The organism is Mesorhizobium sp. P2_B11, assembly GCF_056404855.1.
This window is the reverse complement of the sequence record NZ_JBFUDF010000004.1, coordinates 117,583-142,545: the sequence shown is the minus strand read 5'-3', so window position 1 is coordinate 142,545 and position 24,963 is coordinate 117,583. Positions and strand designations below refer to the sequence as shown.

21 protein-coding genes are annotated in these 24,963 nt (G+C 63.6%); 16 read left to right on the top strand and 5 right to left on the bottom strand.

What is annotated here, in order from left to right; all coding sequences use genetic code 11:
- Positions 1 to 110 precede the first annotated feature (110 nt).
- Genes motA through AC1DYJ_RS14160 form a run of 6 tightly spaced genes read left to right on the top strand, consistent with a single transcriptional unit; the run spans position 111 to position 4,979 of the window.
- Positions 111 to 986, top strand: coding sequence for a flagellar motor stator protein MotA (gene motA / locus AC1DYJ_RS14185; RefSeq protein WP_477288263.1), 876 nt, complete (start codon positions 111 to 113; stop codon positions 984 to 986).
- Positions 987 to 1,021: 35 nt separating this feature from the next.
- Positions 1,022 to 1,954 carry a FliM/FliN family flagellar motor switch protein gene (locus AC1DYJ_RS14180; RefSeq protein ID WP_477288261.1) on the top strand — a complete coding sequence of 311 codons (933 nt, stop codon included), beginning with the start codon at positions 1,022 to 1,024 and terminating at the stop codon, positions 1,952 to 1,954.
- Positions 1,955 to 1,987: 33 nt separating this feature from the next.
- Complete coding sequence (fliN, locus tag AC1DYJ_RS14175) at positions 1,988 to 2,377, top strand: flagellar motor switch protein FliN (protein ID WP_477288259.1); 390 nt, start codon at positions 1,988 to 1,990, stop codon at positions 2,375 to 2,377.
- A gap of 44 nt (positions 2,378 to 2,421) precedes the next feature.
- Entirely contained in the window at positions 2,422 to 3,441 is a 1,020-nt protein-coding gene (locus AC1DYJ_RS14170; protein ID WP_477288257.1) for a flagellar motor switch protein FliG, read from the top strand.
- 21 nt (positions 3,442 to 3,462) lie between these two features.
- The gene (flhB, locus tag AC1DYJ_RS14165; protein ID WP_477288255.1) at positions 3,463 to 4,545 is read left to right on the top strand and encodes a flagellar biosynthesis protein FlhB; all 1,083 of its coding nucleotides are present in this window, start codon (positions 3,463 to 3,465) and stop codon (positions 4,543 to 4,545) included.
- Entirely contained in the window at positions 4,542 to 4,979 is a 438-nt protein-coding gene (locus AC1DYJ_RS14160; RefSeq protein ID WP_477288253.1) for a hypothetical protein, read from the top strand. Before flhB ends, AC1DYJ_RS14160 begins: the two co-directional genes overlap by 4 nt.
- A gap of 180 nt (positions 4,980 to 5,159) precedes the next feature.
- Here the strand turns inward: AC1DYJ_RS14160 and AC1DYJ_RS14155 are convergent, their stop codons facing one another.
- Both AC1DYJ_RS14155 and AC1DYJ_RS14150 read right to left on the bottom strand, forming a co-directional pair.
- Positions 5,160 to 5,930 carry a helix-turn-helix transcriptional regulator gene (locus AC1DYJ_RS14155; protein WP_477288251.1) on the bottom strand — a complete coding sequence of 257 codons (771 nt, stop codon included), beginning with the start codon at positions 5,928 to 5,930 and terminating at the stop codon, positions 5,160 to 5,162.
- Positions 5,927 to 6,637, bottom strand: a complete 711-nt coding sequence (locus AC1DYJ_RS14150) for a helix-turn-helix transcriptional regulator (protein WP_477288249.1) — start codon at positions 6,635 to 6,637, stop codon at positions 5,927 to 5,929. The genes AC1DYJ_RS14155 and AC1DYJ_RS14150 overlap by 4 nt, the downstream gene beginning before the upstream one ends.
- 504 nt (positions 6,638 to 7,141) lie before the next feature.
- Between AC1DYJ_RS14150 and AC1DYJ_RS14145 the strand changes: the two genes are divergently transcribed.
- Together AC1DYJ_RS14145 and AC1DYJ_RS14140 are read left to right on the top strand one after the other, a co-directional pair.
- A complete protein-coding gene (locus AC1DYJ_RS14145; RefSeq protein ID WP_477288247.1) occupies positions 7,142 to 10,045 on the top strand; it encodes a M16 family metallopeptidase in 2,904 nt (967 codons plus the stop codon).
- Between the two features lie 63 nt (positions 10,046 to 10,108).
- A complete protein-coding gene (locus AC1DYJ_RS14140; protein WP_477288245.1) occupies positions 10,109 to 11,302 on the top strand; it encodes a TMEM43 family protein in 1,194 nt (397 codons plus the stop codon).
- Positions 11,303 to 11,393: 91 nt separating this feature from the next.
- Here the strand turns inward: AC1DYJ_RS14140 and AC1DYJ_RS14135 are convergent, their stop codons facing one another.
- The gene (locus AC1DYJ_RS14135) at positions 11,394 to 12,425 is read right to left on the bottom strand and encodes a histone deacetylase family protein (protein WP_477288243.1); all 1,032 of its coding nucleotides are present in this window, start codon (positions 12,423 to 12,425) and stop codon (positions 11,394 to 11,396) included.
- 23 nt (positions 12,426 to 12,448) lie between these two features.
- On the bottom strand, positions 12,449 to 13,309 hold the full coding sequence (locus tag AC1DYJ_RS14130; protein WP_477288241.1) for a TetR/AcrR family transcriptional regulator: 861 nt from the start codon (positions 13,307 to 13,309) through the stop codon (positions 12,449 to 12,451).
- 44 nt (positions 13,310 to 13,353) lie between these two features.
- Between AC1DYJ_RS14130 and AC1DYJ_RS14125 the strand changes: the two genes are divergently transcribed.
- The 8 genes from AC1DYJ_RS14125 to AC1DYJ_RS14090 all read left to right on the top strand — a co-directional run bounded on the left by AC1DYJ_RS14125 (position 13,354) and on the right by AC1DYJ_RS14090 (position 23,973).
- Positions 13,354 to 15,027 (top strand): amidohydrolase, encoded by a 1,674-nt coding sequence (locus tag AC1DYJ_RS14125; protein ID WP_477288239.1) that lies wholly within the window; start codon positions 13,354 to 13,356, stop codon positions 15,025 to 15,027.
- A gap of 156 nt (positions 15,028 to 15,183) precedes the next feature.
- On the top strand, positions 15,184 to 16,284 hold the full coding sequence (locus tag AC1DYJ_RS14120) for an ABC transporter ATP-binding protein (RefSeq protein ID WP_477288352.1): 1,101 nt from the start codon (positions 15,184 to 15,186) through the stop codon (positions 16,282 to 16,284).
- Between the two features lie 2 nt (positions 16,285 to 16,286).
- Complete coding sequence (locus AC1DYJ_RS14115; protein WP_477288237.1) at positions 16,287 to 17,207, top strand: ABC transporter permease; 921 nt, start codon at positions 16,287 to 16,289, stop codon at positions 17,205 to 17,207.
- Positions 17,200 to 18,000: an ABC transporter permease gene (locus tag AC1DYJ_RS14110; protein ID WP_477288235.1), complete on the top strand. Its 801-nt coding sequence runs from the start codon at positions 17,200 to 17,202 to the stop codon at positions 17,998 to 18,000. The genes AC1DYJ_RS14115 and AC1DYJ_RS14110 overlap by 8 nt, the downstream gene beginning before the upstream one ends.
- 22 nt (positions 18,001 to 18,022) lie before the next feature.
- Positions 18,023 to 19,057 (top strand): ABC transporter substrate-binding protein, encoded by a 1,035-nt coding sequence (locus AC1DYJ_RS14105; protein ID WP_477288233.1) that lies wholly within the window; start codon positions 18,023 to 18,025, stop codon positions 19,055 to 19,057.
- Between the two features lie 63 nt (positions 19,058 to 19,120).
- Entirely contained in the window at positions 19,121 to 20,317 is a 1,197-nt protein-coding gene (locus AC1DYJ_RS14100; RefSeq protein WP_477288231.1) for a serine hydrolase domain-containing protein, read from the top strand.
- Positions 20,318 to 20,350: 33 nt separating this feature from the next.
- The gene (locus AC1DYJ_RS14095) at positions 20,351 to 21,532 is read left to right on the top strand and encodes a serine hydrolase domain-containing protein (RefSeq protein WP_477288229.1); all 1,182 of its coding nucleotides are present in this window, start codon (positions 20,351 to 20,353) and stop codon (positions 21,530 to 21,532) included.
- A 122-nt stretch (positions 21,533 to 21,654) separates the two neighbouring features.
- Positions 21,655 to 23,973: a Tex family protein gene (locus tag AC1DYJ_RS14090; protein ID WP_477288227.1), complete on the top strand. Its 2,319-nt coding sequence runs from the start codon at positions 21,655 to 21,657 to the stop codon at positions 23,971 to 23,973.
- On the opposite strand, the gene AC1DYJ_RS14085 is transcribed toward AC1DYJ_RS14090, so the two are convergent.
- Positions 23,974 to 24,885 (bottom strand): LysR family transcriptional regulator, encoded by a 912-nt coding sequence (locus AC1DYJ_RS14085; RefSeq protein WP_477288226.1) that lies wholly within the window; start codon positions 24,883 to 24,885, stop codon positions 23,974 to 23,976.
- Positions 24,886 to 24,963 lie beyond the last annotated feature (78 nt).

Below are 24,963 nucleotides of genomic sequence, written 5' to 3'. Positions count from 1 at the left end.
TATGCGGACTTGCTTGCGCGAGGCTGAATCGCCTCACCATGCATGATTCAAGCCTCACACAAGGCACGAGGACTATCGGTTAGGCCTGACGTGATGTGGAAGGATCTGGCGTGGGCATTCTGATCGGACTGGTGGTGACGCTCGGCTGTGTTCTCGGCGGCTTCATGGCCATGGGCGGCCATCTGCATGTGCTGATGCAGCCCTGGGAAGCGGTGGTCATCTGCGGCGCCGCACTCGGCACCTTCCTCGTCGCCAATCCGATGAAGACGGTGAAGGACACCGGCAAGGGCATCCTGGAAGCCTTCAAGCAGGCGGTGCCGAAGGAGCGCGACTATCTGGAGACGCTGGGCGTGCTGCACAGCCTGATGCGCGAATTGCGCTCGAAGTCGCGCAGCGAGGTTGAGGCGCATATCGACAACCCCGAGGAATCGGCGATCTTCCAGGCCTTCCCGACCGTGCTGAAAAATCACGATCTGACGAATTTCATCTGCGACTACTGCCGCATCATCATCATCGGCAATGCCCGCTCGCACGAGATCGAGGCGCTGATGGATGAGGAAATCCAGACCATCAAGTCCGACAAGATGAAGGCCTATCACGCGCTCGTCGCGGTGGGCGACGGCCTGCCGGCGCTCGGCATCGTCGCCGCCGTGCTCGGCGTGGTCAAGGCGATGGGCGCGCTCGACCAGTCGCCGGAAATCCTCGGCGGCCTGATCGGCGCCGCGCTTGTGGGAACCTTTCTCGGCATCTTCCTGTCCTACGCCGTGGTCGGGCCTGTCGCCACCAAGATCAAGACGGTGCGCGAGAAGAAGAACCGCCTCTACATCATCGTCAAGCAGACGCTGCTCGCCTACATGAACGGCGCCCTGCCGCAGGTGGCAATCGAGTTCGGTCGCAAGACCATCTCGTCCTATGAGCGGCCGACGATCGACGCCGTCGAGCAGAGCACGATGAACACCGCCTCCGCCGAGAAGAAAGCGGCCTGAGCCATGCATGACGACAGACAGGACCGCACGCCGTCATGACAAGTCCTGGCAGCCCCTCGCAAGCCCGCTCGCTGATCATCGAGCGTCTGGTCGGTGACAGCGGCGAGGCCGCTCATGTCATCGGCACCGGGCGCTCGATGGGTGAGCGCGCGCTGCCGCTGCTGCAGAAGAGCCTGGCCGGCGAACTCGGCGCTCAAGTCACAGTCGACCTGCGCGCGGTCGAGGTCAGCCGCGTGCCGGATGCGCGCGTGCATGCCGGCGACAGCTTTGCCATGACCATCATCCCATCGCCGACCTCTTCCGATGCGATGACGCTGGTGATCGATGCACCAGCGATCGCAGTGATGGTCTGCGCGCTGTTCGGTGGCGATCCGGATCAGCCGGTTGCACCGATCGAGCGCGAGTTGTCGCAGATCGAGACGGATGTGGCGACGACGGTCTTCCATGAGGTTGCGCAGGCGCTGAACGGATCGGGCCGCCGCTCGCTCGAATTGCGGCTGCCGGTGCCGCGGGCGCTTTCGGGCAACGAAGCCAGGCGCCGCGTGCTTCGCGATGGCGCTGCGGTGCGCATCGTGTTCGGCATCTCGACGCCGACCGACAGCGGCACGGTCACGGTGATGATCCCGCAGCGCATCCTGCTGGCAACCCGCGGTATCGCCGATGCCCATGACAGCGAAGGCACGACCTCCGACTGGCGGGCACGCTTTTCGGAAGAGGTGATGCGCTCGACGGTGACGCTCGAAGCGACCATGCCGTTGGCACGCCTGACGCTCGGCGACCTCGCCGGCTTCGAACCTGGCCAGGTCATCGAATTCGAGGAAACGGCGCAGTCGCATGCAAAGCTGAGCGCACGCGACAAGACCTTGTTCGTGTGCGAGTTCGGCAAACTCGGGCAGAATTACACCGTCCGGATCAGGCACCCTTACGATGCCGGTCAGGATTTTATCGATGGGCTCATGCCGGGCTGACGCCGGGCAAGCCCAAGCATTTGGAGACGACTTATGGCCAAGACCAAGGTGGAAGCCAATATCGACCAGCCGGACGAGCAGCTCGACCGCGCCATCGAAGAATTGCGCGGCGTCCTCCAGGAGGAGGAAAAGCGCCCCGACGCCGGCTTGCGGGCCGCCATGTCCGGCACCAATTCGAACATCATTATGAGCATCCCGGTCGACGTGCAGATCATCCTCGGCAGCACGGAAATGCCGGTGTCGGACCTGATGGCGCTGCAGAAGGGCTCGACGGTGGCGCTGAACCGGCGCATCGGCGAACCGGTCGATGTGGTGGTCAATGGCCGCAAGATCGCGCGCGGCGAAATCACCGTGCTGGAAAGCGATCCGTCGCGCTTCGGCATCAGGCTGACTGAAATCATCGCTGCCACCAAGAGCGCCTGAGGAACAAACGATATGCGGTCTCAGCCACGGTCGGAGCGTATGCCATGACGACGCAGGTGACGCTCACGCGGCCGCAAAAGGCAGCCGCCATCTTGGTGGCGATGGGCAAGCCGTCGGCCAGCCGGTTGCTGAAATTCTTCAAGCAGGAAGAGCTGAAGGCGCTGATCGAAGGGGCGCGTCTGTTGCGCACCATTCCGCAGAGCGATCTCGAACGCATCGTCGCCGAATTCGAGGCCGAATTCACCGAAGGCGCCGGCCTGCTCGATTCCGCCGACCGGATGGACACCATCCTCAATGAATCGCTGTCGCCCGAAGAGATGAGCGCCATCATGGGCGACAAGCGCTTCGAGGTTGCGCCGGAAGGACCGCCGCCGATCTGGCCGGAGCTGGAAAAGCTCGAACCGACACGGCTCGGCACCTTCCTTGCCGCCGAACATCCGCAGACCGCGGCCATGGTGCTGTCGAAGCTTGCGCCGCAGACGGCGGCCAACATCCTGCTGACCATGGAAAAGCCGATGCGCAGCGAGATCATCAAGCGCATGGTGACGATGGCCACCATTCCCGACGCGGCCACCAGGATCATCGAGAACCAGCTGCGCGCCAGCGTGCTGGCGCAGACCGCGACCAAGGACATATCGGCTGGACAGGCACGCGTTGCCAGCGTGCTCAACGAAATGGACAAGCCGCAGCTGGAAGAGGTCATGCAGGACCTCGAAGAGGCTGGCACGCCGGATCTCGGCGGCGTCCGCTCCAGGCTGTTCGCCTTCGACGATCTGCCGCTGCTGACCCAGAAGGCGAGGGTGCTTCTGTTCGACGGGCTGTCGACCGAACTGATCACGCTGGCGCTGCGCGGTGCTGCGCCCGGATTGACGGAATCGGTGCTGTCGGCAATCGGCGCCCGGTCGCGGCGCATGATCGAGTCCGAACTCGGACAGGGATCGGAAGGCATCCAGCTTGCCGACATCATGACGGCGCGCAAGAACATTGCGGTGGCGACAATCCGGCTTTCGCGCGAGGGGGCTTTCGAACTTCCGTCCTCGTCGCAGCAGAGCGAAGCGGCCTGAAGCTGAGCAACAGACCACACAATGGCTGAAGCGGCGGACAAAGACTCCAAAACCGAAGACGCGACAGAAAAGAAAATCCGCGACACCATCGAACAGGGCAAGCTGCCCCATTCGCGGGAAGCGGCCCTGCTGGCGTCCTTCATTGCCATATTGGTGTTCACTGTCTTCTACGCCAGGGACGCGGTCGTCGATCTCGGCATGTTCCTGTCCATGTTTCTGGAAAAGCCGGAGGCGTGGCCGATGGAGACCGAAACCGACGTCATCGCGCTCTACAAGACCGTGTTGATGGAGATCGGCCGTGCCGTCGTCAGTCTGCTGGTGCTACTGGTGGTGGCCGGCATCGGCGCCTCGGTGCTGCAGAACATGCCGCAATTCGTCGGCGAGCGGATCCGGCCGCAGCTGTCACGCATCTCGATAGCCAAGGGCTGGACCAGGACGTTCGGTATTCAAGGCTGGGTCGAATTTCTGAAATCGCTGGGCAAGCTCGGCTTCGCCAGCATCGTGCTCTACTTCACGCTGTCGCAGGACTACCGCCAGCTGCTGGCCGGCATGATCACCAACCCGGTCGCTTTCGGCCTCGTCATTAAAAGCATCACCGTCGACATACTGGTGGCGATCGTCTTCGTCATGGGGTTGATTGCAGCTGTCGACGTCGTCTGGTCGCGCTTCCACTGGAAGCAGGATCTGCGCATGACCAAACAGGAGGTCAAGGACGAGGTCAAGCAGTCCGAGGGTGACCCGATCATCAAGTCGCGGCTGCGCTCGCTGGCGCGCGACCGGGCGCGCAAGCGGATGATGACGGCGGTGCCGCGCGCGACGCTGATCATCGCCAATCCGACACACTTTTCCATTGCGCTTAGATATGTCCGCGACGAGGATTCGGCACCCGTGGTGCTGGCCAAGGGCCAGGACCTGGTGGCGCTCAAGATTCGCGAGATCGCCAAGGAGCACAACATCCCGATCTTCGAGGACGTGGCGCTCGCCCGCTCCATGTACAAGCAAGTTTCGGTTGATAGCGTGATCCCGTCGCAATTCTACCAGGCCGTCGCCGAACTGGTGCGGATCGTCTACTCGAAAAAGGCTGAGCGGAGACAAATTTCATGAACCGCCAACCGCACGCAAAATCCCGCGAACTCATCGTCGCCAAAGCCATCGAGCAAGTGGTGGACGAGTTGCGGCTGATCGATGTCGCCGACTATATCGCCTTCATCCGGCTCGAGCACTTCGCTTGCCTGTCGGACCTGGTGGATTCGGCGGTTGAGCTGTTCTTCCTGCCAGGCACGCTGCGGCTCGGCCATGGCGGCGAAGCGCATGTCGACTGGAGCGGCAGTCCGCGCATCGTGCTCGATCTCGAGCTCAGGCCGCCGGGTGTGACCGTCTATTTCCAGCTGACGCTGAGCGAGGAGAGGTCTTCGGTCGCGGTCAACTATGTGTCGTTCGAGAAGCCCGGCGAAGACCCGGAGCACAACACGGTCTTGCTGGAGACGGTGATCGAAGAAGCGCGCATCCGGAGGACCGAACCGCTCGCCTATCGCTGAGTGTCTGATCCAAAAGTCGCCATGCCGGGCTGCAAATGGCGCTTTCTGCGCTTCCGGTGCTCGCGTACCTTCATGTACGCTCCGCTCCGGTTCTCGAAATTACCATTTTCGCCTGCGGCCTGACGATTTTTGATTCAGACACTTCGTGCCTGACTGAGCCGAAGGCTTCCGTTCCATCCATCACTCGATCAGGCCCAGCCGCAGCGCCTTGGCCACTGCCTGGTTGCGGTTGACCGCGTTGAGCTTCTGCGTGGACTGGGTGAGATACTGGTTGGCGGTGTGGACGGACAGTTTCAGCAGCCTGGCGATCTCTTCGCTGGTGTTGCCGTTGGCGGTCAGCTTCAGGCACTCCAACTCGCGCTTGGAGATCGAGCGCATCCGGCTGGCGTCGTTGGGACGAATGCGGGCAACGGCGGCGAACAGCGAAAAGCAGCGGGCGTGGATCTCGTAGAGCGTGTCCTCCGGCAGAGCGATCGTCGAGCCCAGGAACACCACCAGCCCGCAATGGCCGCGATCGGCATGGACGGGAAAGGCAATGCCGTTGGTGCCTGGCGCCAGCGGCGCCGTGCGCTCCGCCCAGGCGAGATTCTGGAAGACTGTGTCCGAGCCGGCGATGCCGTCATCGACCCACCAGCGCGGCGCGGTCGAGGCGCCGCTGTGGCGCACCATCTCCTCGCCATTGGCGCCGGCGATGAACTTGGTCGTCACCGCGGTGGCTGGATAGTCGGAATCGAAGCTCGGCACCAGGCGCGCGCGCTCCGGCGAGGGGCTGACGAAGTAGAGGCCGAAGGCCGACGCGTTGATGTCGACGGCGATCCAGCGGCAGCGGCGCACCGCGTCCGGGATGGTGACGGCGTGGTGCGTCTCGGAGCCGATGGAGAAGGCGCCGAACGGGTTGCGCTGCTCGTTGAAAAGGGCTTCGGCAGCCGCCTTGATGTCAGCGTGTTTCAAATGATGCCGCTCCTGATCGCCGTGGCGATGGCCATCGCGCGGTTCGAGGCCGCGAATTTCTGGATGGCGTGGGTGATGTAGCTGTTGACGGTGTTGGACGAGACCCCGAGGATGACCGCGACCTCGTCGGTGGTCTTGCCTTCCGACACCCAGAACAGGCACTCGCGCTCGCGGTCGGACAGCGGGTCCTGCATGGCGGCGGCGGCGACCAATTGCGGAATGGCKGACAGTGCATAGCAGCATTTCAGCTGCGCCTTCATCAGCGCCGGCTGGTCGATCTTGCCGGCCTCGGCGGCTGAGAACAGCGCGAACAGCCGCTGGCGGCCGACGTTCAACCGCAGCGAATAGACTTCCGCATGGCCAAGCACGTCGAGCAGGCGCGCCTCTTCGCCGGTGACCAGACCGTCGGTGTCGGGTGCGACAGAGGCAACAAGCGGCTTCGGGCGAATGCCGGGCGCGACGGTCAGCGGTCCCTGGGCAAGGCCGGCGATCAGCCGCTTGCCGATCAGTTCAATCGCGTCGAAGATCCAGTTGGACGAGACGATGCGGGCGTCGTTGCGGTCCTGGTCGTGGACGATGGCGACGAGCATGTAGCTGTCGGCGCCGATCTCGGCGGCAAGCTGCATGAAAAAGCTGGTGAGGTCGCCGCGCGATGTCAGGCGCGAGCCCAATGTATCGGATTGCAGGAGCGCGGCGGAGCTGCTCATTGGATGCTTTGGTTGTATGTCATGGCCGGAATCTTTTCTTGAGCCCGGATGCTGGGGGCACCAGCGGCCGAACTTGAAGACGCATTACGTTTACGAAGCACTCACACAGGCGCGGCGGTCGCGCCGATCACCGAATCCCTCTAGGGAACGCGAAGCCGTCCGCGTCTGGTGCCGGTCAGAGGCCGGAACTTGAGACTTTGGGTGGTCGCCGCGCCCCCCAGGACCGGCTGATTCGGGTCTAATCTACCCGCAGATGAATCCGACATCAAACGCGATTTGACAAAATCGTTTTTTTTGGACTCAGGCGACTCAGAGCCGGCTTTCGTGGGCTTTTCCTGCCTCGAACGACGACACGAAAAAGACAGAGGGTGTTGCGACACTGCCGTATCGAGGGCCGATCGATTCCAATAGGTTCTCGGCGACCGGCAGGGGTGGGCATCCCTCCGGTCGTAAAAGGCGGATTTGGGCGCGCTTGCTTCGCGGCCATCAGCATCGGGGGTAGTGATGAAGCAGGTTTTCCTGGCGTTCACGGTGGTGCTTGCGTTTTTTGCCGGCGCGGCAGCGCCCGCCAGGGCCGAGCCGATCGTCACCTATGCGCTCGACAACGGGCTGCAGGTGGTGCTGGTGCCGGACCATCGTGCGCCGAAGGTGGTGATGAACCTGCGCTACCGCGTCGGCTCAATGAACGAGCCCGCCGGCCGCTCGGGCTTTGCGCATCTGTTCGAACATCTGATGTTTTCCGGCACGCCGGCGTGGCCGAACGTGTTCGGCGCGCATGCCGCGCTCGGCAACGAGATCAATGCCTGGACCACCGAGGACGGCACGGTTTATTACGTCGACGGGCTGTCGTCGTCGCTGCCGATGATCCTGTCGCTGGAAGCCGACCGCATGGCCAATCTCGGCCGTTCGGTGACGCAGGCCAAGCTCGACCTGCAGCGTTCGGTGGTCAAGAACGAGATGCGCCAGAACGTGCTCGACAAGGCCGGCGCCTCCGGCTGGGAAGCCTTCTGGTCCGGCCTGTTCCCGAAGCCGCATCCCTATAGCCGCATGGTCATCGGCTCGGTCGCCGACCTCGATGCGGCGACGCTCGACGATGTCAGAGGTTTCTTCAACAGCTACTATCTGCCCAACAATGCGGTGCTGGTGCTGGTCGGCGATCTCAATGTCGACGACACCAAGGCGCTGATTGCCGATACGTTCGGCCGGGTGCCGCGCGGCGCCGACGTGGCGCGGCCGGCGGTGCCGGAACCGACGCAGGCGCGGCTAAAGCTGGTGCTCGAGGATCGCGTGCCGAGCGCGATCGTCGTGGTCGGCTTCAGTGGCCCGGTGGCGCAGTCGCCCGACAATGGCGCGCTCAGCATTGCCGCCGAACTGCTCGGCAATGGTGAATATGGGTTCCTGCGCAACCGGCTGGTTTCGCAACTGGGCATCGCCACCTATGCCAGTGCGAACTGGACCGGCGGCCTGCTCGGCGGCCGCTTCACCTTCGAGGCGGGCGCGGCCGAAGGTGTTAAGCCGGAAGCGCTGGAAAGCGCGATGAAAGCGGCGTTCGCGGATTTCCTTAGGACGTCGCTCGATCCGGCCGATGTCGAGCGCGCACGCACCGGCCTGTTGCAGGCGGCGCGGCTCGGCAATGAAGGGCTGGAGGATCGCGCCGGCACCGTCTCCTACAATGCCGACGTGCTCGGCGATGCGCAGAGCGCGCTGGTCGACGATCCCAGGGTCAAGAATGCCAGCATCGCCGATATCGAAGCAACGATGAAGCGGTTGTTGAAACCGGAAGACGCCAGCGTGCTGGTGCTGAAGCCCGGCCCGCGCGGTGGCTATCCCGACGCGCTGATCGGCTCGTCCGGCACGCCGCAGCCATTCACCGCGCCGGAGCGGGCAGCGATCGACATTCCAAAGCATGCGGCCGGCGAGGCGCCTTCGGCGACATTGCCGGCGATGGAAACAGCGACGCTGTCCAACGGCATCAAGCTCGTCCACTACACGATGCCGGAAGCGCCGATGGTCTATGTCGCGGCCATTGCCCAAGGCGGCTGGAACAGCGTGCCGGAAGGCAAGGAGGGGCTGCTGGAGCTTGCCGCCAGTATGGCGACGCGCGGAGCCGGGGATCGCGGCTCGGCTGACTTCGCCAAGGCCGCCAGCGACATCGGCGCCGGCGTTGGTTACCAGGCCGGCGCACTGACCACGACGATGACGCTTGGCGTGCCGCCGGAAAAGCTCGACCAGGGTCTCGGCCTGCTTGCCGACGCGGTGCTGAAGCCGCGTTTCAACAAGAGCGAATGGACGGTGCTGATGGCGCAGACGGTCGACTGGCTGAATGGCCGCGAGGCCGATCTGCCGGGCGTTGCCGGCCGCGTGGCGAAGGCGGCGCTCATTCCACCGGTGCCTGGCAAGGCGGCGGTCGATTGGTCAGCAAAGGCGCTGGCCTCGATCTCGCTCGATGAGGCGAAAGACGCGTTCAAGGCGGAGTTCACGCCGAAGGCGGTGACCTTCTACAGCGTCGGCCCGATGCCGGTCGCGACTGTTGCAGCCGGCCTGGAAAAGTCATTCGGCGCGTGGACAAGTGACGCCGCCGGCTACGCCGTCGAGCAAGCGCCAGCAGCGCATTTCAACGGTGGCCAGAAAGTGCTGCTGGTGCCGGAACCCGGCGCCAGCCAGTCGGCGCTGTTCGTGGCGCGGCCGGCGCCCGGCACCGACGAGAGCGAGCGCGCCGAATCGACCGCGGTCTCCAACCTGCTCGGCGCCAATTTCTCCAGCCGGCTGAATTCAGTGATCCGCGAGGAGAAAGGATACTCCTACGGCGTGTCGAGCTATCTCATGAGCCCGATGAAGGTCGGTTCGGGACTGGTCGTGGCAACCACCGTCGAGCGCGCCAACACCGGCCCAGCGATCACCGAGATACTGAAGGGCTTTGCTGGCCTGACCACCTTGCCGGTGGCGCAGGATGAGGTCGATCGCACGGTGACGGTCTATCGCCGGGCGCTGGCCGGATCGGCCGAGACCTCGGCCGGCCTGTTCTCCTCGCTGATTGCCGCGGTCGGCAGTGGCTCGACGCTGGAGGACCAGCAAGGCCGCATGGCGGCGCGCACTAAACTTACGCTCGACGCCGTGCAGAAACAGGCGTTGGCCTTGTCGTCGCTCGATCCATCGCTGATCGTGGTGGCGGGCGATCCTGACGTGGTGATGCCGCAGCTTGCCGCGATCGGCCTCAAAGACGTGCTGGTCGTCAAACGCGAGGAGACGGAGGAGCAGACGGCGATGCGGGCGCTTGATCTTCTCGGCAACAAGCGGCAAGCGCCGCTGTCGGCTTCGCCGTGGCGGGTCGGCGATGGCGGCACGACGCGGGCGGTGCACGCCTGCGCAGGCGACAGGGATTGCGGTGCGCAGATCCACGCAGACTAGTCAGTTCGGCGCGCGGCCGCCGGCCGCGTTGAAATTTTAGGTAACTTTGTTTCGGGGGAAACGATGAGCGATTCATTTCGGGAAGTAACGTCCGTCTCGTGGTTCGGGCGGATCAAGCGCGCGGTCGGCGGGGTCATTTTCGGCCTTATCCTGATCGTGCTGATGGTGATCGGGCTGTTCTGGAACGAGGGCCGCGCCGTGCAGACGGCACGCTCGCTGGCCGAGGGGTCGGGCGCGGTGGTCTCGGTCGGCGCCGATAGTGTCGATGCCGCCAATGACCGCAAGCTGGTCCATGTCAGCGGACCTGTGACGGCCGATAGCGGCCTGGCGGATCCGGATTTCGGCATCGCGGCGCAAGGGCTGCGGCTGTCGCGCAGCGTCGAGATGTATCAGTGGAAGGAAGAGTCCAAGTCGGAGACGACGAAGAAGCTCGGCGGCGGCGAAGAGACGGTGACCACCTACAGCTACTCGAAGGTCTGGGACGACAGCCAGATCGACTCGTCCGATTTCAAGAAGCCGGACGGCCATCAGAATCCGCCAATGGCGATCCACAGCCGGACCTTCCAGATCCCGCAGGGCAAGCTGGTCGCCTTCGACCTGGATACGCCGGTGCTGGATCGCATCGAGGGCGACAAGGACTATTCGCTGTCGGCCGATCAGTCGGCAGCGATAAAGGCCGCCTATACCGGCACGAAACCGCTCAGCATCGTCGATGGCAAGATCTATCTCGGCAATGACAACACGACGCCCGCTTTGGGCGATTACCGCATCGGCTACGAACTGGCGCCGCTTGGCGTCGTCAGCATCGTCGCGCGCCAGGCCGGCAGCCATTTCGAACCGTACCAGACGCAAGCGGGTGATGCGTTGCTGATGGTGGATACCGGCAACGTGCCGGCCGAAAAGATGTTCGCCGACGCGGTCAGCGCCAACACGCTGATCACCTGGCTGCTGCGCGGTGCCGGCCTGCTGTTGCTGACCATCGGCTTTGCGCTGTTCCTCAGCCCGATCGGCGTGATCCTCGACGTTATCCCGTTCCTCGGCAGCATGGCGCGGATGGGCACCGGCATCATCGCCTTCGTCCTCGCCATCCTGGTCGGCACGACGACGATCGCCATCGCCTGGTTCTGGTACCGGCCGCTGCTGGCGGTCGGAATCCTGGCGGCAGGCGTGATCGCGGCGGTGATCGTCTACAGGATCGGCCGATCGCGAAAGCCAGCCGTTCCAGCAGCTGCGCCGACCGCCGGCGCAGCTGTCTAGGTTGAGTTCCGGGGGCGGCTGTGGCCGCCCTTATCTCTTTGGCTCAATTCCGGACGGAAAACCGCTTCACACGTTTCCTGGAATTGCTTTCCTACTTGTCCTCGAAGCCGGCCAGTACGCCGACAGCGTTGATGCCGATCTCCTCGACGGCATAGCCGCCTTCCATCACGAACAGCGTCGGCCGGCCGAGCTTGGCGATGCGGCGGCCGATCTTCGGATAGTCCGGACTCTTCAGCTTGAACTGGCTGATCGGGTCCTTCTCGAACGTGTCGACCCCGAGCGAGACGATGACGATGTCGGGCGCATAGGCGGCGAGCCTGGCACAGGCGTCTTCGAGCGAGGCGTTCCAGCTTTCCCAGTCGGTGCCGAAGGGCATGGGATAGTTGATGTTGAAACCTTCGCCGGCACCGGCGCCGCGTTCATCGGCATGGCCGAGGAAGAAGGGATACTCGACCATCGGATCGCCGTGCAAATTGAGAACCTGGACGTCGGCACGGTCATAGAAGATTTCCTGCGTGCCGTTGCCGTGGTGATAGTCGACATCGAGGATCGAGACGCGTTTTGCGCCCTGGTCGAGGAACCATTGGGCGGCCACCGCCGCGTTGTTGATGAAGCAGTAGCCGCCCATGAAACCGGCGCCGGCGTGATGGCCGGGCGGCCGGCAGAGCGCGAAGGCCGAGCGCTCGCCACCTTTGATCAGGGCAGCCGCGGTCAACGCCACGTCATAGGACGATTTGATGGCGGTCCAGGTGCCTTCGACGAAGGTGGCGCCGGCGTCGAAGGAATAGTAGCCGAGCAAGGCGTCGACGCGCTGCGGCGGCACGTCGTCGCGCAGGCCGCGTGTCGGCCAAGTGAAAGGCATGGCCGTGCCCTTGTGGCCTTCGGCGGTCCATCGCGGCCACACCGTCGGCAGGAAGTCGATGTAATCGGCTTTATGGATGCGCTTGGCGGCGGTGAGATCATGCTCGACCGGTCCGATGATCGGTCCGAGCTTCTCGCTCTCGACCCGCGCCTTGATGAACTCGGCCCGCGACGGCTTTTCGAAACCCGGCACGATGGCTGACGTGACCAGTTCCATCTGGCCGGCATGGCCGGCGTGAAGCGGCGAATAGACAGTCTTCATGAAATTCCTCTCGAAGTGCGCAGTCAGTCAAGGTTGAGATAGGGGGTCACCAGAGCGAGCCACATTCGTTCCACATCGTCCTCGATGAGGTCGTATGTCTTGCGGTCCCGTTTCAGCCCCACGAGCCGGCAGGCATGCCCGACGTCCATCATCAGCACGCCGAGCCGGCTGGCGATCTTGTCTTCAAGGGCCGGGTTCACATGCTGCAGCCATGCGGCGTAGAGCGCGATGATCTGCTCGTCATATTCGTCCTGGATCGGCCTGAGGTCGGCATTGCCGGAAATGGCCTCGATCACCGGCATCAGGGTGGCGTTCTCGAGATATATTTTGGAGGTATCGATGAAGAGCTTGCGCACTTCCTGGCGAAACTCGTCGCGGTTGGTGGGCGGAGCGACCTTGATGCGCTTGGCGATCACTTCGGGAAAGGATGACAGCCAGCGCCGGGCGAGGTCGAGGAGAATGGCTTCCTTGTTGGGGAAGTATTGGTAGACCGAGCCGACCGACAGGCCCGCGCGCTGCGCAATGGCAAGCGTTGTCGGCGTCTTGGTTCCTTGCTCGCGCGTCAAGATCAAAGCCGCGTCGAGGATCCGGTCGACCACCTTGCTCGACCGTTCCTGCCGCGGTTGCTTGCGCGGTTCGAGCGCCATCCTGGTTTCGCGGCTGAGGTTACGCTTCACGTCCCGATGCCCTCGTTCCCCCGTCCCAAGCGCCGGATGTTGTCCACAATACATTCGAAATTCGGCACGTTGACAAACGCGAATAATTAGTCGCATTCTTTTATCCACGCTGTTTTCGGAGATCACAAGGGGAATTTCAAAACAGCGCACTGGCATCAGTTTTCGTCCGATAGCGCCGCTCCAGCGGAGGGGAAGCTTGTCGGACAAGAGGGTTGTCGGTCTCAGCCAGTCGTCAAAAGCGCGGAGTCGCGATGTCTGTCACGGGTGCGGGTGCTGATCTGATCGTCATCAATGGTCGCGTGCGGACCATGGACGATGACAATCCCGCCGCCGAGGCCATTGCCGTTAGGGATGGCGCCATCATCGCCATTGGCAGCCGCGCTACCATCGAAGCGCTCAAAGGGCCGGCCACCAAGATTATCGACGCCAAGGGCGGTTCGGTGATCCCGGGCTTCATCGAAGCCCACATGCATCTGTTTTCGGGAGGGGCCGAGCTCGCGCATCTCCAGCTTGGCGGCATCCACGGCTTCGAAGCGCTGCAGCAGGCGATCCGCGATTATGCAACTACACGGCCCGAGGCGAAAATGCTGGTCGGGCAGGGCGTCGACTACACCGTGCTCGGCGACGAGCGGGTGACCCGCCACCATCTCGACGCCATCCTGCCGGATCGCCCCTTCTGCATGGCGGCGCCCGACCATCATACGATGTGGGCCAACACCAAAGCGCTGGAGATGGCCGGCATTCTGCACGGACGCACGCTCGGTCCGGGCAATGAGATCGTCATGGGCGAGGACGGCCTGGCCGCCGGCGAATTGCGTGAGGGCGAGGCGTTCGGTCCGGTGCTCGACCTTGCCGGCGAAGGCCGGGTGCGGCTGGGACTGTCGACCGGCGGCGAGCCCGACCCGATGCCGTCGGCCGCCGAACGGGCGGCCGACCGCGACATCATGCGGCGCGGGCTTGCCTGGTGCACCCGCCACGGCATCACCTCGATCCAGAACATGGACGGCAACCTCTACCAGCTCGAATTGCTCTCCGAGATCGAGGCCGAGGAAGGCTTGCCCTGCCGCGTCAAAATTCCGTTTCACTACAAGAACTTCATGACCCTCGACATGCTGGAGAAGGCCTCTGTCATGGCCGAGCGCTACGACAGCGAGTGGCTGTCATCAGGCTTGGTCAAGGTGTTCTATGACGGCGTGCTCGATTCCTGGACCGCGGTAATGGTCGAGCCCTATGCGGACCGTCCCGACTGGGTCGGCGAGCCGTTGTTCACGCCGCAGCAATTCATCGATCTTGCCGTGGCCATCGACAAGCGCGGGCTGCAGATCGCCGTGCACTCGATCGGCGATGGCGCGGTGCGCGCCGTGCTCAACGGCTATGAGGCGGCTCAAAAGGCCAATGGCAAGCGTGACAGCCGGCACAGGGTCGAGCATATCGAGGTCACCACCGCCGCCGATGTGCCGCGTTTCGCCGAACTTGGCGTCATCGCGTCGATGCAGCCGTCGCATCCGCCAGGGGCCATGGATTTCCCGCTGGAGCCGACCGTATCGCGCATCGGGCGGGACCGCTGGCCGCTGAGCTATGCCTGGCGCACCTTGAAGGAAGCCGGCGCCCATGTCGTGTTCGCCTCGGACTGGCCGGTGGCGGCGATCGACCCGATCCTGAGCATCCAGGCGGCATTGCTGCGCAAACCATGGGCAGAAAGCGACCCCGACCAGAGTTTCTCTCTGCAGGAAGGGCTCGCAGCCTACACGGTCGAGGGCGCCTATGCCGAATTCGCCGAGCAGCGCAAAGGCGTGCTGAAGCCCGGCTATATGGCGGATCTGGTGGTTTTGTCGGCCGATATCGAGAAGACGGCGCCGGCTGAATTGCACAAGGTGCGGCCGGTGACGACGGTCTGCGGCGGCAAGGTCACCTACCAGGCCTGACAATGGCATGCGGCTTGCAAAGCTTGCGGCTTGCAAGGCGAATTGACGGACTGAACTGTGATTCAATGCCGGACTTGCCAACCTACCGGCCGTGTGGTCACATCGAACAGGGGAAAAACTCCGCCGACAAGAGCGGGGTCAACAGTGAGGCGTATCGTGCCGGAAAAACCGGATCGGAATGCAATTGAAGTCGTAAACGTCAGTAAAATTTTCGGATCAGGGGAAGGGCAGGTCGCGGCCCTCGACACGGTCTCGGTATCCATCCGCGAGAACGAGTTCTTCACCCTGCTGGGCCCATCAGGTTGCGGCAAGACCACGTTGCTGCGGCTGATTGCCGGCTTCGATTTTCCAACCGCCGGCGAAATCCTGCTCTACGGCCAGGACATTGCGCCATTGCCGCCGTTCAAGCGGCCGGTCAACACCGTCTTCCAGTCCTACGCGCTGTTCCCGCACATGACCGTCGCCGACAATATCGGCTTCGGCCTCGAAATGCTGGGCAAACCGAAGGCCGAGATCAAGGCACGCGTCGCCGAGATGCTGAAACTGGTGAAGATGGAGGCGCTGGCGGGTCGCCGCACCAGCCAGATCTCCGGCGGCCAGCAGCAGCGCGTGGCGCTCGCCCGCGCACTGGCGCCACAGCCCAAGGTCCTGTTGCTCGACGAACCGCTCTCGGCGCTCGATTACAAGCTGCGCAAGGAGATGCAGATCGAATTGAAGCGGCTGCAGCACGAGACCGGCATCACCTTCATCTTCGTCACCCACGACCAGGAAGAAGCGCTGACCATGTCGGACCGCATCGCGGTGATGTCGTCGGGCAAGATCCTGCAGGTCGGTTCGCCGCGCGATATCTACGACCGGCCGGCCGAGCGCTTCGTCGCCGATTTCATCGGTGAATCGAACTTCCTCAAGGCGGATGTCGTCGGCGTGACCAGTGGACGCGCGACGGTCAAGCTATCGTCGGGAACGGAAATCCCGGCCTCGTTGCCGGACGGTTTCAGCCCCAGCGGCAAGGTCACCATTGTCGTGCGTCCCGAACATGCGCAACTGGGTGCGGCGAGCCCCAGCGCTTCGCTGTCCGGCACCGTCGAGAACATCGTCTATCTCGGCACCGATACGCACTTCCATCTGCGCCTTGCCGGTGGCGAGCCGTTCATCGTGCGGCGCCAGAACAGCCGCGGCGCCGGTGACGGCATCGTGCAGGGCGGCCAGGTCGGCATCATGATCGGCAACGACGCCGCACAAGTGCTGAAGGACTGATCATGGCGACCGCGGAAGAAGTCGCCAAGGCAGCGGAGCGGCGCGATGTGCGCGACCGCTGGCTGCTGTCAGCGCCAGCCTTGCTGGTGATTTTCCTCGCCGCGACCGGCCCTTTGCTGATCGTGCTGATCTACTCGTTCCTGACGCCCGGCTCCTATGGCGACGTGAAGTGGCAGTTTTCGCCCGATGCCTGGCTGTCGGTGTTCATGGAACGCGATATTTTCGACGATACGCTTTCGCTTGCGGCGGCGCATGTCACCATTTTCTGGCGCTCGATCAAGCTTGCCATAGTGACGACCATCGCCTGCCTGGCGCTTGGTTTCCCAACCGCCTATTTCATGGCGACGCGCAGCGAAAAGACCAGGGATCTCTGGCTGTTCCTGATCACCATTCCGTTCTGGACAAACCTTCTGATCCGCACCTTTGCCGTGCTGCAGATCATCCGCAACGAAGGCATCATCAACACCATCCTCATCAAGCTCGGCATCGTCTCGGCGCCGGTGCAGATCCTCTACACCGACACCGCGATCCTGATCGGCATGGCCTATGTCTACCTGCCGCTGATGGTGCTGCCGATCTACGCCAGTATGGAAAAGCTCGATTTCCGCCTGGTCGAGGCGGGCTATGATCTCTACGCTACGCGCTTCAAGGTGCTGCGCAAGATCATTTTCCCCCTGGTCAAACCCGGCGTCATTGCCGGCTCCATCCTGGTCTTCATTCCGGCGCTTGGCGCCTATGTAACGCCGAGCGTGCTTGGCGGTGGCAAGAACATGATGCTGTCCAACCTGATCGAATTGCAGTTCGGGCAGGGCCGCAACTGGCCGCTCGGCTCGGCGCTGTCGATCACGGTCATGATCATCGTCATGGTGGCGCTGCTCGCCTATGTCCGCAATGCCGGCAATTCGGGGGTGCGGCATGGCTAGCAACTTCTCAGTCAAGCACCAGGCCGGCTTCACGGCGATCGCAGCGACCTGTTTCGTCGTGCTCTATCTGCCGATCATCGTGCTGGTCGCCTACGCCTTCAACGCGGCGAACTCGACGTCGGAATGGGGCGGCTTTTCGCTGCGCTGGTTCCAGTCGGCCTACCAAAACACGCAAGTCATCGACGCGACGCTGCGCTCGTTCCAGATCGGCGCCATCGCGGCGGTGCTGTCGACCATCTTTGCCACCATGGCGGCGCTCGCCACCACGCGCACGGCGCCCTATCCCGGCCTCACCTTCAAATATGCGGCAATCAACCAGCCGCTGATGGTGCCCGAGATCGTCACCGGCGTGGCGCTGCTGATCTTCTTCTCGCGCATCAAGATTTTCACCGGCTATTCCGGCCTCGGTTACTTGATTGCCGCGCACACGGCGTTCTGCATTCCGTTTGCCTATCTGCCGATCCGGGCGCGGCTGGAGAACATGGATCTGACGCTGGAGCGCGCCGCGGCCGATCTCTATGCGACGCCATGGAAGACTTTTCGGCGCATCACGCTGCCGCTTTTGTGGCCAGGCATCCTGGCCGGACTGATGCTGGCCTTCGTCATCTCGCTCGATGACGTCGTCATCACCGAGTTCGTCAAATCCGGCGGGCAGGATACGCTGCCCACCTACATGCTCGGCCAGATCCGCCGCGGCATCACGCCCGAGATCAACGCGATATCGACCGCCTTCCTGCTGCTTTCGGTCGCGATCGTCACGTTGTTTTTCTTCGTCAGCAGGAAACAAGACTGAACCGACAATGGGAGTTAAAACCATGAACTGGAAAACAACGACAGCCGCCATGGGGTTGGCGCTGCTCGCAACGACGGGCCTGGCCCGCGCCGATGGCGAGCTGAACATCTACAATTGGGGCAACTACACCAGCCCCGACGTGATCAAGAAGTTTGAAGCCAAATACAACGTCAAGGTCACCATCACCGATTACGATTCCAACGACACGGCGCTCGCCAAGGTGCGCCAGGGCGGCACCGGCTTCGACATTGCCGTGCCGTCGCAGACCTACGTGCCGATCTGGATCAAGGAAGGTCTCGTCCAGGAGACCGATCCGGGCAAGATGGAAAACTTCAAGAACGTTGCGCCCGAATGGGCCAATCCCGATTTCGACCCCGGCCGCAAATATTCGGTGCCGTGGGCGCTGGGCACGGTCGGTGTCGTCGTCAACACCGACGTCTACAAGGGACCGGCCGACTCGTGGGGCATCATCTTCAACACGCCGGACGAGCTCAAGGGCAAGACCAATGTCGTTCCCGAGATGAATGACGTAATCTTCGCGGCGATCAAATATGTCGGCGGCCAGCAGTGCACCGACGACAAGGCGGTGCTGAAGAAGGTGCGCGATACGCTTGTCGCGGCCAAGCCGAACTGGATCGCCATGGAATACAACACCATCGAGAAGATGGGCGCTGGCGACTTCAAGGCGACCAGCGACTGGAACGGTTCGGCGCTGCGCCAGCGGCTGGCCAATCCGGCCATCCATTACAACTATCCGAAGGAAGGCTACGGCCTGTGGAGCGACAACGTCGTCGTTCTCAAGGAGGCCAAGAACGTCGAGAACGCCAAGCTGTTCCAGAACTTCATCATGGATCCGGAAAACGCGGCGGGCCTCTCGGCCTTCCACCGCTACGCCAACGCCATCACCGGCTCGGACAAATTCATGCCGGCCGATATGAAGGACGCGCCGGAAGTCGTCATTCCGGAGACTGCGAAGGCACAGGGCGAATTCCAGAAGATGTGCGCGCCTGAGATCCAGGACATCTACACCAAGATCTGGACCGAACTGCAGAAGTAACCGCTTCTTTGAGAGACCCGGCGATCTTTCCCGCCGGGTCTCTTCCTTTCCGGAATGGCTTTCATGGACTCCTATCGCAACAGCGATCCGCGGCCGCCGATCATGCAAGGCTCGCCGCCGCAAATGGTGCTGCCGAAGCTCGACTGGGACCGGCCGCCATGGAACCGCTGGGCCTTCCAGCACATCCGCGAATTCCTGCCGACCGTAGAGGTCTGGCGCGGCAACGGCCATCGCCATCGTTTCGAGCGCGCCGAGACCGATCTCGACGCGCTTGCGGTCGAGGACAGCGAGGGCCGTCCGACGACACTCGCCGGTCTGCTCGACGAGACCTACGCGGATGGCTTCCTGGTGCTCAAGGAGGGGAAGGTCGCCTATGAGCGCTATTTCAACGGCATGGACGAGCGCACGCTGCACCTGTCGCAGTCGATGGCGAAGTCGGTGACTGGTACAGTGTTCGGCATACTGGTCGGACGTGGCCTGATCGATCCGGCGAAGCCCGTGACAAACTATCTGCCTGAACTCGGCGCTACCGGCTGGGCCGGCGCCAGTGTGCAGCATGTGCTCGACATGACCACCGGCGTGCGCTTTTCCGAGGAATACACCGATCGCTATTCCGATATCGGCCAGGTCGATGTCGCCGGTGGCTGGAAGCCGGTACCGCCGGGCAGCGATCCGGCGTTCCAATGGCCGTCGCATATGTACGAGCTGATCCTGGGGCTCAAGGAAACAACCCGGCCGCACGGCGCTGCCTTCGAATACCGCTCGATCGAGACCGATGTGCTCGCCTTCATCATGGAGCGAGTGACCGGCAAGCGGCTGGCGCAGCTGGTCTCGGAGGAACTCTGGCAGAAGCTCGGCGCGGATGAGAGCGCCTGCTTCACCGTCGACAGCGCCGGCTATGCCATCGCCGATGGCGGCTTCAATGCGACGTTGCGCGACTATGGGCGCTTCGGCCAACTGATCCTCGACAAGGGCCGCGGTATCGTGCCGGCCGACTGGATCGAGGCGACGCGCAATGGCAGGCATGGGCCGGATTTCAATCCGAGCTTGCCGGAAGGCAGCTACCGCAACCAGTTCTGGATCGAGAACCCGCGCTCGCGCGCGCTGATGTGCCGGGGCGTGTTCGGGCAAATGATCCATATCGACTGGGACACCAGCATGGTCGTGGTCAAGCTCTCGACCTTTCCGGATTTCAGCAACACCGCCTATTCGGTGGCGACGCTGAAGGCCGTGCATGCCATCGCCAAGGCGCTTGGCTGAAACCACGCAAACCATCCCTTTGAGGAAACGTTCATGACCGGCAAGACCGTGTTCGAGACCCGCTACGGCTTTCGCCGCAACGAGGTGTTGCTTTCCAACTGGCGCGAAAGCCCGTTCAACCAGTGGTCGTTCCAGAATCTTGGTGAACTGGTGCCGACCGCTCCAGTCGCGGCAACGCCCGGAAGGGTCGAGGCGCCCGCGCGGGACATGAGCGGGCTGCTTGGCGAAAAGGTCTCTGTCGCCGGCGCGCCGGAAACGGTAGCCGAATTTCTGGTCCGCTCGAGCAGCGACGCGCTGACGGTGTTGAAAGGCGGCAAGGTGATCGGCGACTGGTTCGCGCCCAACATGGAGTTCGGCGCCCGCCACATCATCTTCTCAATCAGCAAGTCGGTTACCGCCATCATCGCCGGCATATTGGAAGGCGAGGGCGTGTTCGATCCGGAAGCACCTGTGGCGCGGTACATTCCGGAGGCAGCCGGCTCGGCCTATGCCGACGCGAGCTGCCGGCATGTGCTCGACATGAGCGTCAGCCTCGATTTCGAGGAAGCCTATCTCGATCCCGAAAGCGCCTTTGCCCGCTATCGCCGCGCCACGCTGTGGAATCCGGGCGGCGGCACGGAAAGCCTGCGCGAATTCATCCTGACCTTGCAGCGCCTTGCCGAGCCGCATGGCGAAACCTTCCGCTACCGTTCGCCCAATTCCGACCTGCTCGGCATCCTGCTCGAGCGCGCTTCCGGCCAGCGCTTCCCGGACCTGATGCGCGAGAAACTGTGGCTGCCGCTCGGCGCCGTCAGCGAAGCCTCGATCGGCGTCGACATGGAAGGCACGGCGCGCACCGCCGGCGGCATTTCGGTGACGCCGCGCGATCTGGCGCGCGTCGGCGAGATGATGCGGCAAGGCGGAACGGCCAATGGCCGGCGCATCGTGCCGGAAGCCTGGGTGCGCGATACGACCGTCACCGGCGGCAGTGCGGAAGCCTGGAAGCGCGGCACCATGGCGCATCTGTTCCCGAAGGGCCGGTATCGCAACAAATGGTACCAGACGGGACACCAAAACGGCGCCTTCTGCGGCATCGGCATCCATGGCCAATGGCTCTACGTCAATCCGAAGACCGAAGTGGTGATTGCAAAGATGGGGTCGCAGCCGGTGCCGGAGGAGCCTGCGCTCGAACGCGAGATCGTTGCCTTCTTCGAGGCGCTGAGCGGGCTGGTTTAGCTATCCCAGACATCCGAACTGCGGTGCGCTTTCCTGTGGACCTCGCGCGCTGGTGAAGACGCGACGGTTGGCTGCGCTGCCATCTGCGCCTATGGTCGCCGCTCTTTGCGACAAGGACAAGCATGGCATCGGACAGCAAGCGCATCGCAGCAATCATCGCGGCCGAGATCGGCGCGCGGCCGGAACAGGCGGCGGCAGCCATCGGGCTGCTCGACGAGGGGGCGACCGTGCCGTTCGTGGCCCGCTACCGCAAGGAAGTCACCGGCGGGCTCGACGACACGCAATTGCGCGACCTTGCCGAGCGGCTGGCCTATCTGCGCGAGCTCGATGCGCGACGCGATACGATCCTTGGTTCGATCCGCGAACAGGGCAAGCTGACCGAAGAGCTTGAAGGCAAGATAGTAGCGGCCGTCACCAAGGCCGAACTGGAAGACATCTACCTGCCCTACAAGCCCAAGCGCCGCACCAAGGCCGAGATTGCCTGGGAGCGAGGGCTGGGGCCGCTGGCCGAGGCCATCCTTGCCAACCGCTCGCTGGTGCCCGCGGAACTGGCGCTCGCCTATGTCACCGAAGAGGTGGTCGACACCAAGGCAGCGCTGGAAGGCGCGCGCGACATCCTCTCTGAGCAATTCGCGGAAAATGCCGACTTGGTCGGCAAGCTGCGCAGCTACATGAAGGAGCGCGCCTTCATGCGTGCCCGTGTCGTCGACGGCAAGCAGGAGGCAGGGGCGAAATTCTCAGACTATTTCGACCATGTCGAGCGCTGGGCGAACGTGCCGAGCCATCGCGCGCTTGCGATGCTGCGCGGCCGCAACGAAGAGGTGCTGTCGCTCGACATCGAGGTCGACGCCGACGATGCCTCGCCGGTGAAGCCGGTCGAGCGGATGATCGCCAATGCCTACGCCATCGGCCCCAGCCTGCCGGGCGACCGCTGGCTGATGGACGTCGCCGGCTGGACCTGGCGCATAAAACTGTCGCTGCACCTGACGCTCGACCTGATGCGCGATCTGCGCGAGCGGGCGGAGGAAGAGGCGATCCATGTCTTTGCCCGCAATCTGAAAGATTTGCTGCTGGCGGCGCCCGCCGGCTCGCGGCCGACCATGGGGCTCGATCCCGGCATCCGCACCGGCGTCAAGGTTGCGGTGGTCGATGGCACCGGCAAGGTGCTGGCGACGACGACGGTCTATCCGTTTCCGCCAAGAAACGATGTGCGCGGCACGCAGATCGAACTCGCAGCCCTCGTCCGCCAGCACAAGGTCGAGCTGATCTCGATCGGCAATGGCACCGGCAGCCGCGAGACCGAAAAGCTGGTTGCCGACATGCTGTCCGATATGCCGGCCGGTGCAGGCCCGAAGCCGCTGAAAGTGATCGTCAGCGAGGCCGGCGCTTCGGTCTATTCGGCTTCGGCTACGGCAGCGGCCGAATTCCCAGGCCTCGACGTGTCGCTGCGTGGTGCTGTGTCTATCGCGAGGCGGCTGCAGGATCCGCTGGCCGAACTGGTCAAGATCGAGCCGAAGTCGATCGGCGTCGGCCAGTACCAGCACGATGTCGACCAGTATCGGCTCGGCCGTTCGCTGGAAGCGGTGGTGGAAGACGCGGTCAATGCCGTCGGCGTCGATCTCAACACCGCTTCGGCGCCACTTTTGGCGCGCGTGTCAGGGCTTGGCGCGTCGTTGGCGGACGCCATCGTCGCGCATCGCGATGCGACCGGGCCGTTCGCCAGCCGCAAGGAGCTGCTCAAGGTGGCGCGGCTTGGGCCACGCGCGTTCGAACAATCCGCCGGCTTCCTGCGCATTGCCAATGGCAGCGAGCCGCTCGATGCTTCGTCCGTGCATCCGGAAGCCTATGGCGTGGCCAAGAAGATCGTCGCCGCCTGCGGTCGCGACGTGCGCTCGCTGATGGGTGACAGCACAGCCCTCAAGGCGCTCGACCCGCGCGTCTTCGTCGATGAGCGGTTTGGTCTGCCGACGGTGCGCGACATTATCGCCGAGCTGGAAAAGCCTGGCCGTGACCCGCGCCCCGGCTTCAAGACGGCGACCTTTGCCGACGGTGTCGACGACATCAAGGATCTGAAGCCCGGCATGCTGCTCGAAGGCACCGTCACCAACGTCGCCGCCTTTGGCGCTTTCGTCGATATCGGCGTGCATCAGGACGGGCTGGTGCACGTCTCGCAACTGGCCGACCGCTTCATCAAGGACGCGCATGAGGTGGTGAAGGCTGGCGACGTGGTGAAGGTGCGGGTCGTCGATGTCGACATCAAGCGCAAGCGCATCGCGCTGTCGATGCGCAAGGATGGCGGAGAAGGCGGTGCACCGAAAGGTCCGCGTGACAATGGCGGCGGCAAGCCGGCGCCACGTTCGCCGGCGCCGCAGCGCCAGCCGGAACGGCCGTCGCAGGGTGCGTTTGGTGCAGCGCTGGCGGATGCCTTGAAGCGGAAGTAGCTACCAGGCCAGAACAGCCGGTTCCTTCTCGACCTGGCCCAGCAGCCAGTCGCGAAAGCTGGCGACCGGCGGGTGGCCGCGCTTGTCGTGCGGGACGACGAGGTAGTAGGCACTGCGGCTTTGCATCGGCTGGCCGGGAGTGGGCACGAGCTGACCGCGCTGCAATTCGCCGGCGATGAGAACCTGAGGCAGCAGCGCGACGCCAAGTCCGGCCATACAGGCCTGGGCGACGGTGCCGAACTGCTCGAACTGCATGCCGGGTCCGGTCGGCGCGCTCAGGTCCTGCTCTTCGAACCACTCGCTCCAGGCGCCGGGGCGCGTCGCCATGTGCAGCAGCGGCAGGCGACTGATGTCGGCTGCCGTAGCGATATGGCGGCTGGCCAGGAAGTCGGGCGAGACCACGGGCATGACGGTTTCGCGCATCAGCAATGTGGAGTCCGCGTCCGGCCAGTCTGGCAGGCCGTGATGGATTGCGGCGTCGAGGCGCTCGCGAGCGAAATCGAACCGGCCGATGCGGGTGACGAAGTTGATGGTGATGTCGGGGTTCTCGGCGACGAAATCCGGGATCAGCGGCATCAGCCAGCGTGTGCCGAAGGTCGGCAATATGGCAAGGTTCAGCATGCCACTATGCCGATTGCTCATCAATCCGAGCGCTGCGTCGCGCAACTGGCCAAGTGCCGAGCGCACCGCCTCGGCATAGGTTTCGCCTGCAGCCGACAGCCGGACATTGCGGCTGTCGCGCTCGAAGAGCCTGCGGCCGAACTGCTCTTCCAAAAGCCCTATCTGCCGGCTGACGGCGCCCTGGGTCAGGTCGAGTTCCTGGGCAGCGGCGGTGAAAGAGCCGAGTCGTGCCACCGCCTCGAAGGCGGCAAGGGCACTGGTGCTTGGCAAAAGGCGACGCTGGACGTTCATGATTCATTACTAAACCTCATTGATCGGTGATGCAATTTCGTTTGATTTTTTCGAGGCGGAGGCGGATAAGCCCGGGCA

What these genes read in the sequence shown, in the direction of transcription:
- AC1DYJ_RS14180 (WP_477288261.1), top strand. Translation starts at nt 1,022, where the DNA reads ATGACAAGTCCTGGCAGCCCCTCGCAAGCCCGCTCGCTGATCATCGAG.
- fliN (WP_477288259.1), top strand. Translation starts at nt 1,988, where the DNA reads ATGGCCAAGACCAAGGTGGAAGCCAATATCGACCAGCCGGACGAGCAG.
- AC1DYJ_RS14170 (WP_477288257.1), top strand. Translation starts at nt 2,422, where the DNA reads ATGACGACGCAGGTGACGCTCACGCGGCCGCAAAAGGCAGCCGCCATC.
- flhB (WP_477288255.1), top strand. Translation starts at nt 3,463, where the DNA reads ATGGCTGAAGCGGCGGACAAAGACTCCAAAACCGAAGACGCGACAGAA.
- AC1DYJ_RS14160 (WP_477288253.1), top strand. Translation starts at nt 4,542, where the DNA reads ATGAACCGCCAACCGCACGCAAAATCCCGCGAACTCATCGTCGCCAAA.
- AC1DYJ_RS14145 (WP_477288247.1), top strand. Translation starts at nt 7,142, where the DNA reads ATGAAGCAGGTTTTCCTGGCGTTCACGGTGGTGCTTGCGTTTTTTGCC.
- AC1DYJ_RS14140 (WP_477288245.1), top strand. Translation starts at nt 10,109, where the DNA reads ATGAGCGATTCATTTCGGGAAGTAACGTCCGTCTCGTGGTTCGGGCGG.
- AC1DYJ_RS14135 (WP_477288243.1), bottom strand. Translation starts at nt 12,425, where the DNA reads ATGAAGACTGTCTATTCGCCGCTTCACGCCGGCCATGCCGGCCAGATG.
- AC1DYJ_RS14125 (WP_477288239.1), top strand. Translation starts at nt 13,354, where the DNA reads ATGTCTGTCACGGGTGCGGGTGCTGATCTGATCGTCATCAATGGTCGC.
- AC1DYJ_RS14115 (WP_477288237.1), top strand. Translation starts at nt 16,287, where the DNA reads ATGGCGACCGCGGAAGAAGTCGCCAAGGCAGCGGAGCGGCGCGATGTG.
- AC1DYJ_RS14110 (WP_477288235.1), top strand. Translation starts at nt 17,200, where the DNA reads ATGGCTAGCAACTTCTCAGTCAAGCACCAGGCCGGCTTCACGGCGATC.
- AC1DYJ_RS14105 (WP_477288233.1), top strand. Translation starts at nt 18,023, where the DNA reads ATGAACTGGAAAACAACGACAGCCGCCATGGGGTTGGCGCTGCTCGCA.
- AC1DYJ_RS14100 (WP_477288231.1), top strand. Translation starts at nt 19,121, where the DNA reads ATGGACTCCTATCGCAACAGCGATCCGCGGCCGCCGATCATGCAAGGC.
- AC1DYJ_RS14095 (WP_477288229.1), top strand. Translation starts at nt 20,351, where the DNA reads ATGACCGGCAAGACCGTGTTCGAGACCCGCTACGGCTTTCGCCGCAAC.
- AC1DYJ_RS14090 (WP_477288227.1), top strand. Translation starts at nt 21,655, where the DNA reads ATGGCATCGGACAGCAAGCGCATCGCAGCAATCATCGCGGCCGAGATC.
- AC1DYJ_RS14085 (WP_477288226.1), bottom strand. Translation starts at nt 24,885, where the DNA reads ATGAACGTCCAGCGTCGCCTTTTGCCAAGCACCAGTGCCCTTGCCGCC.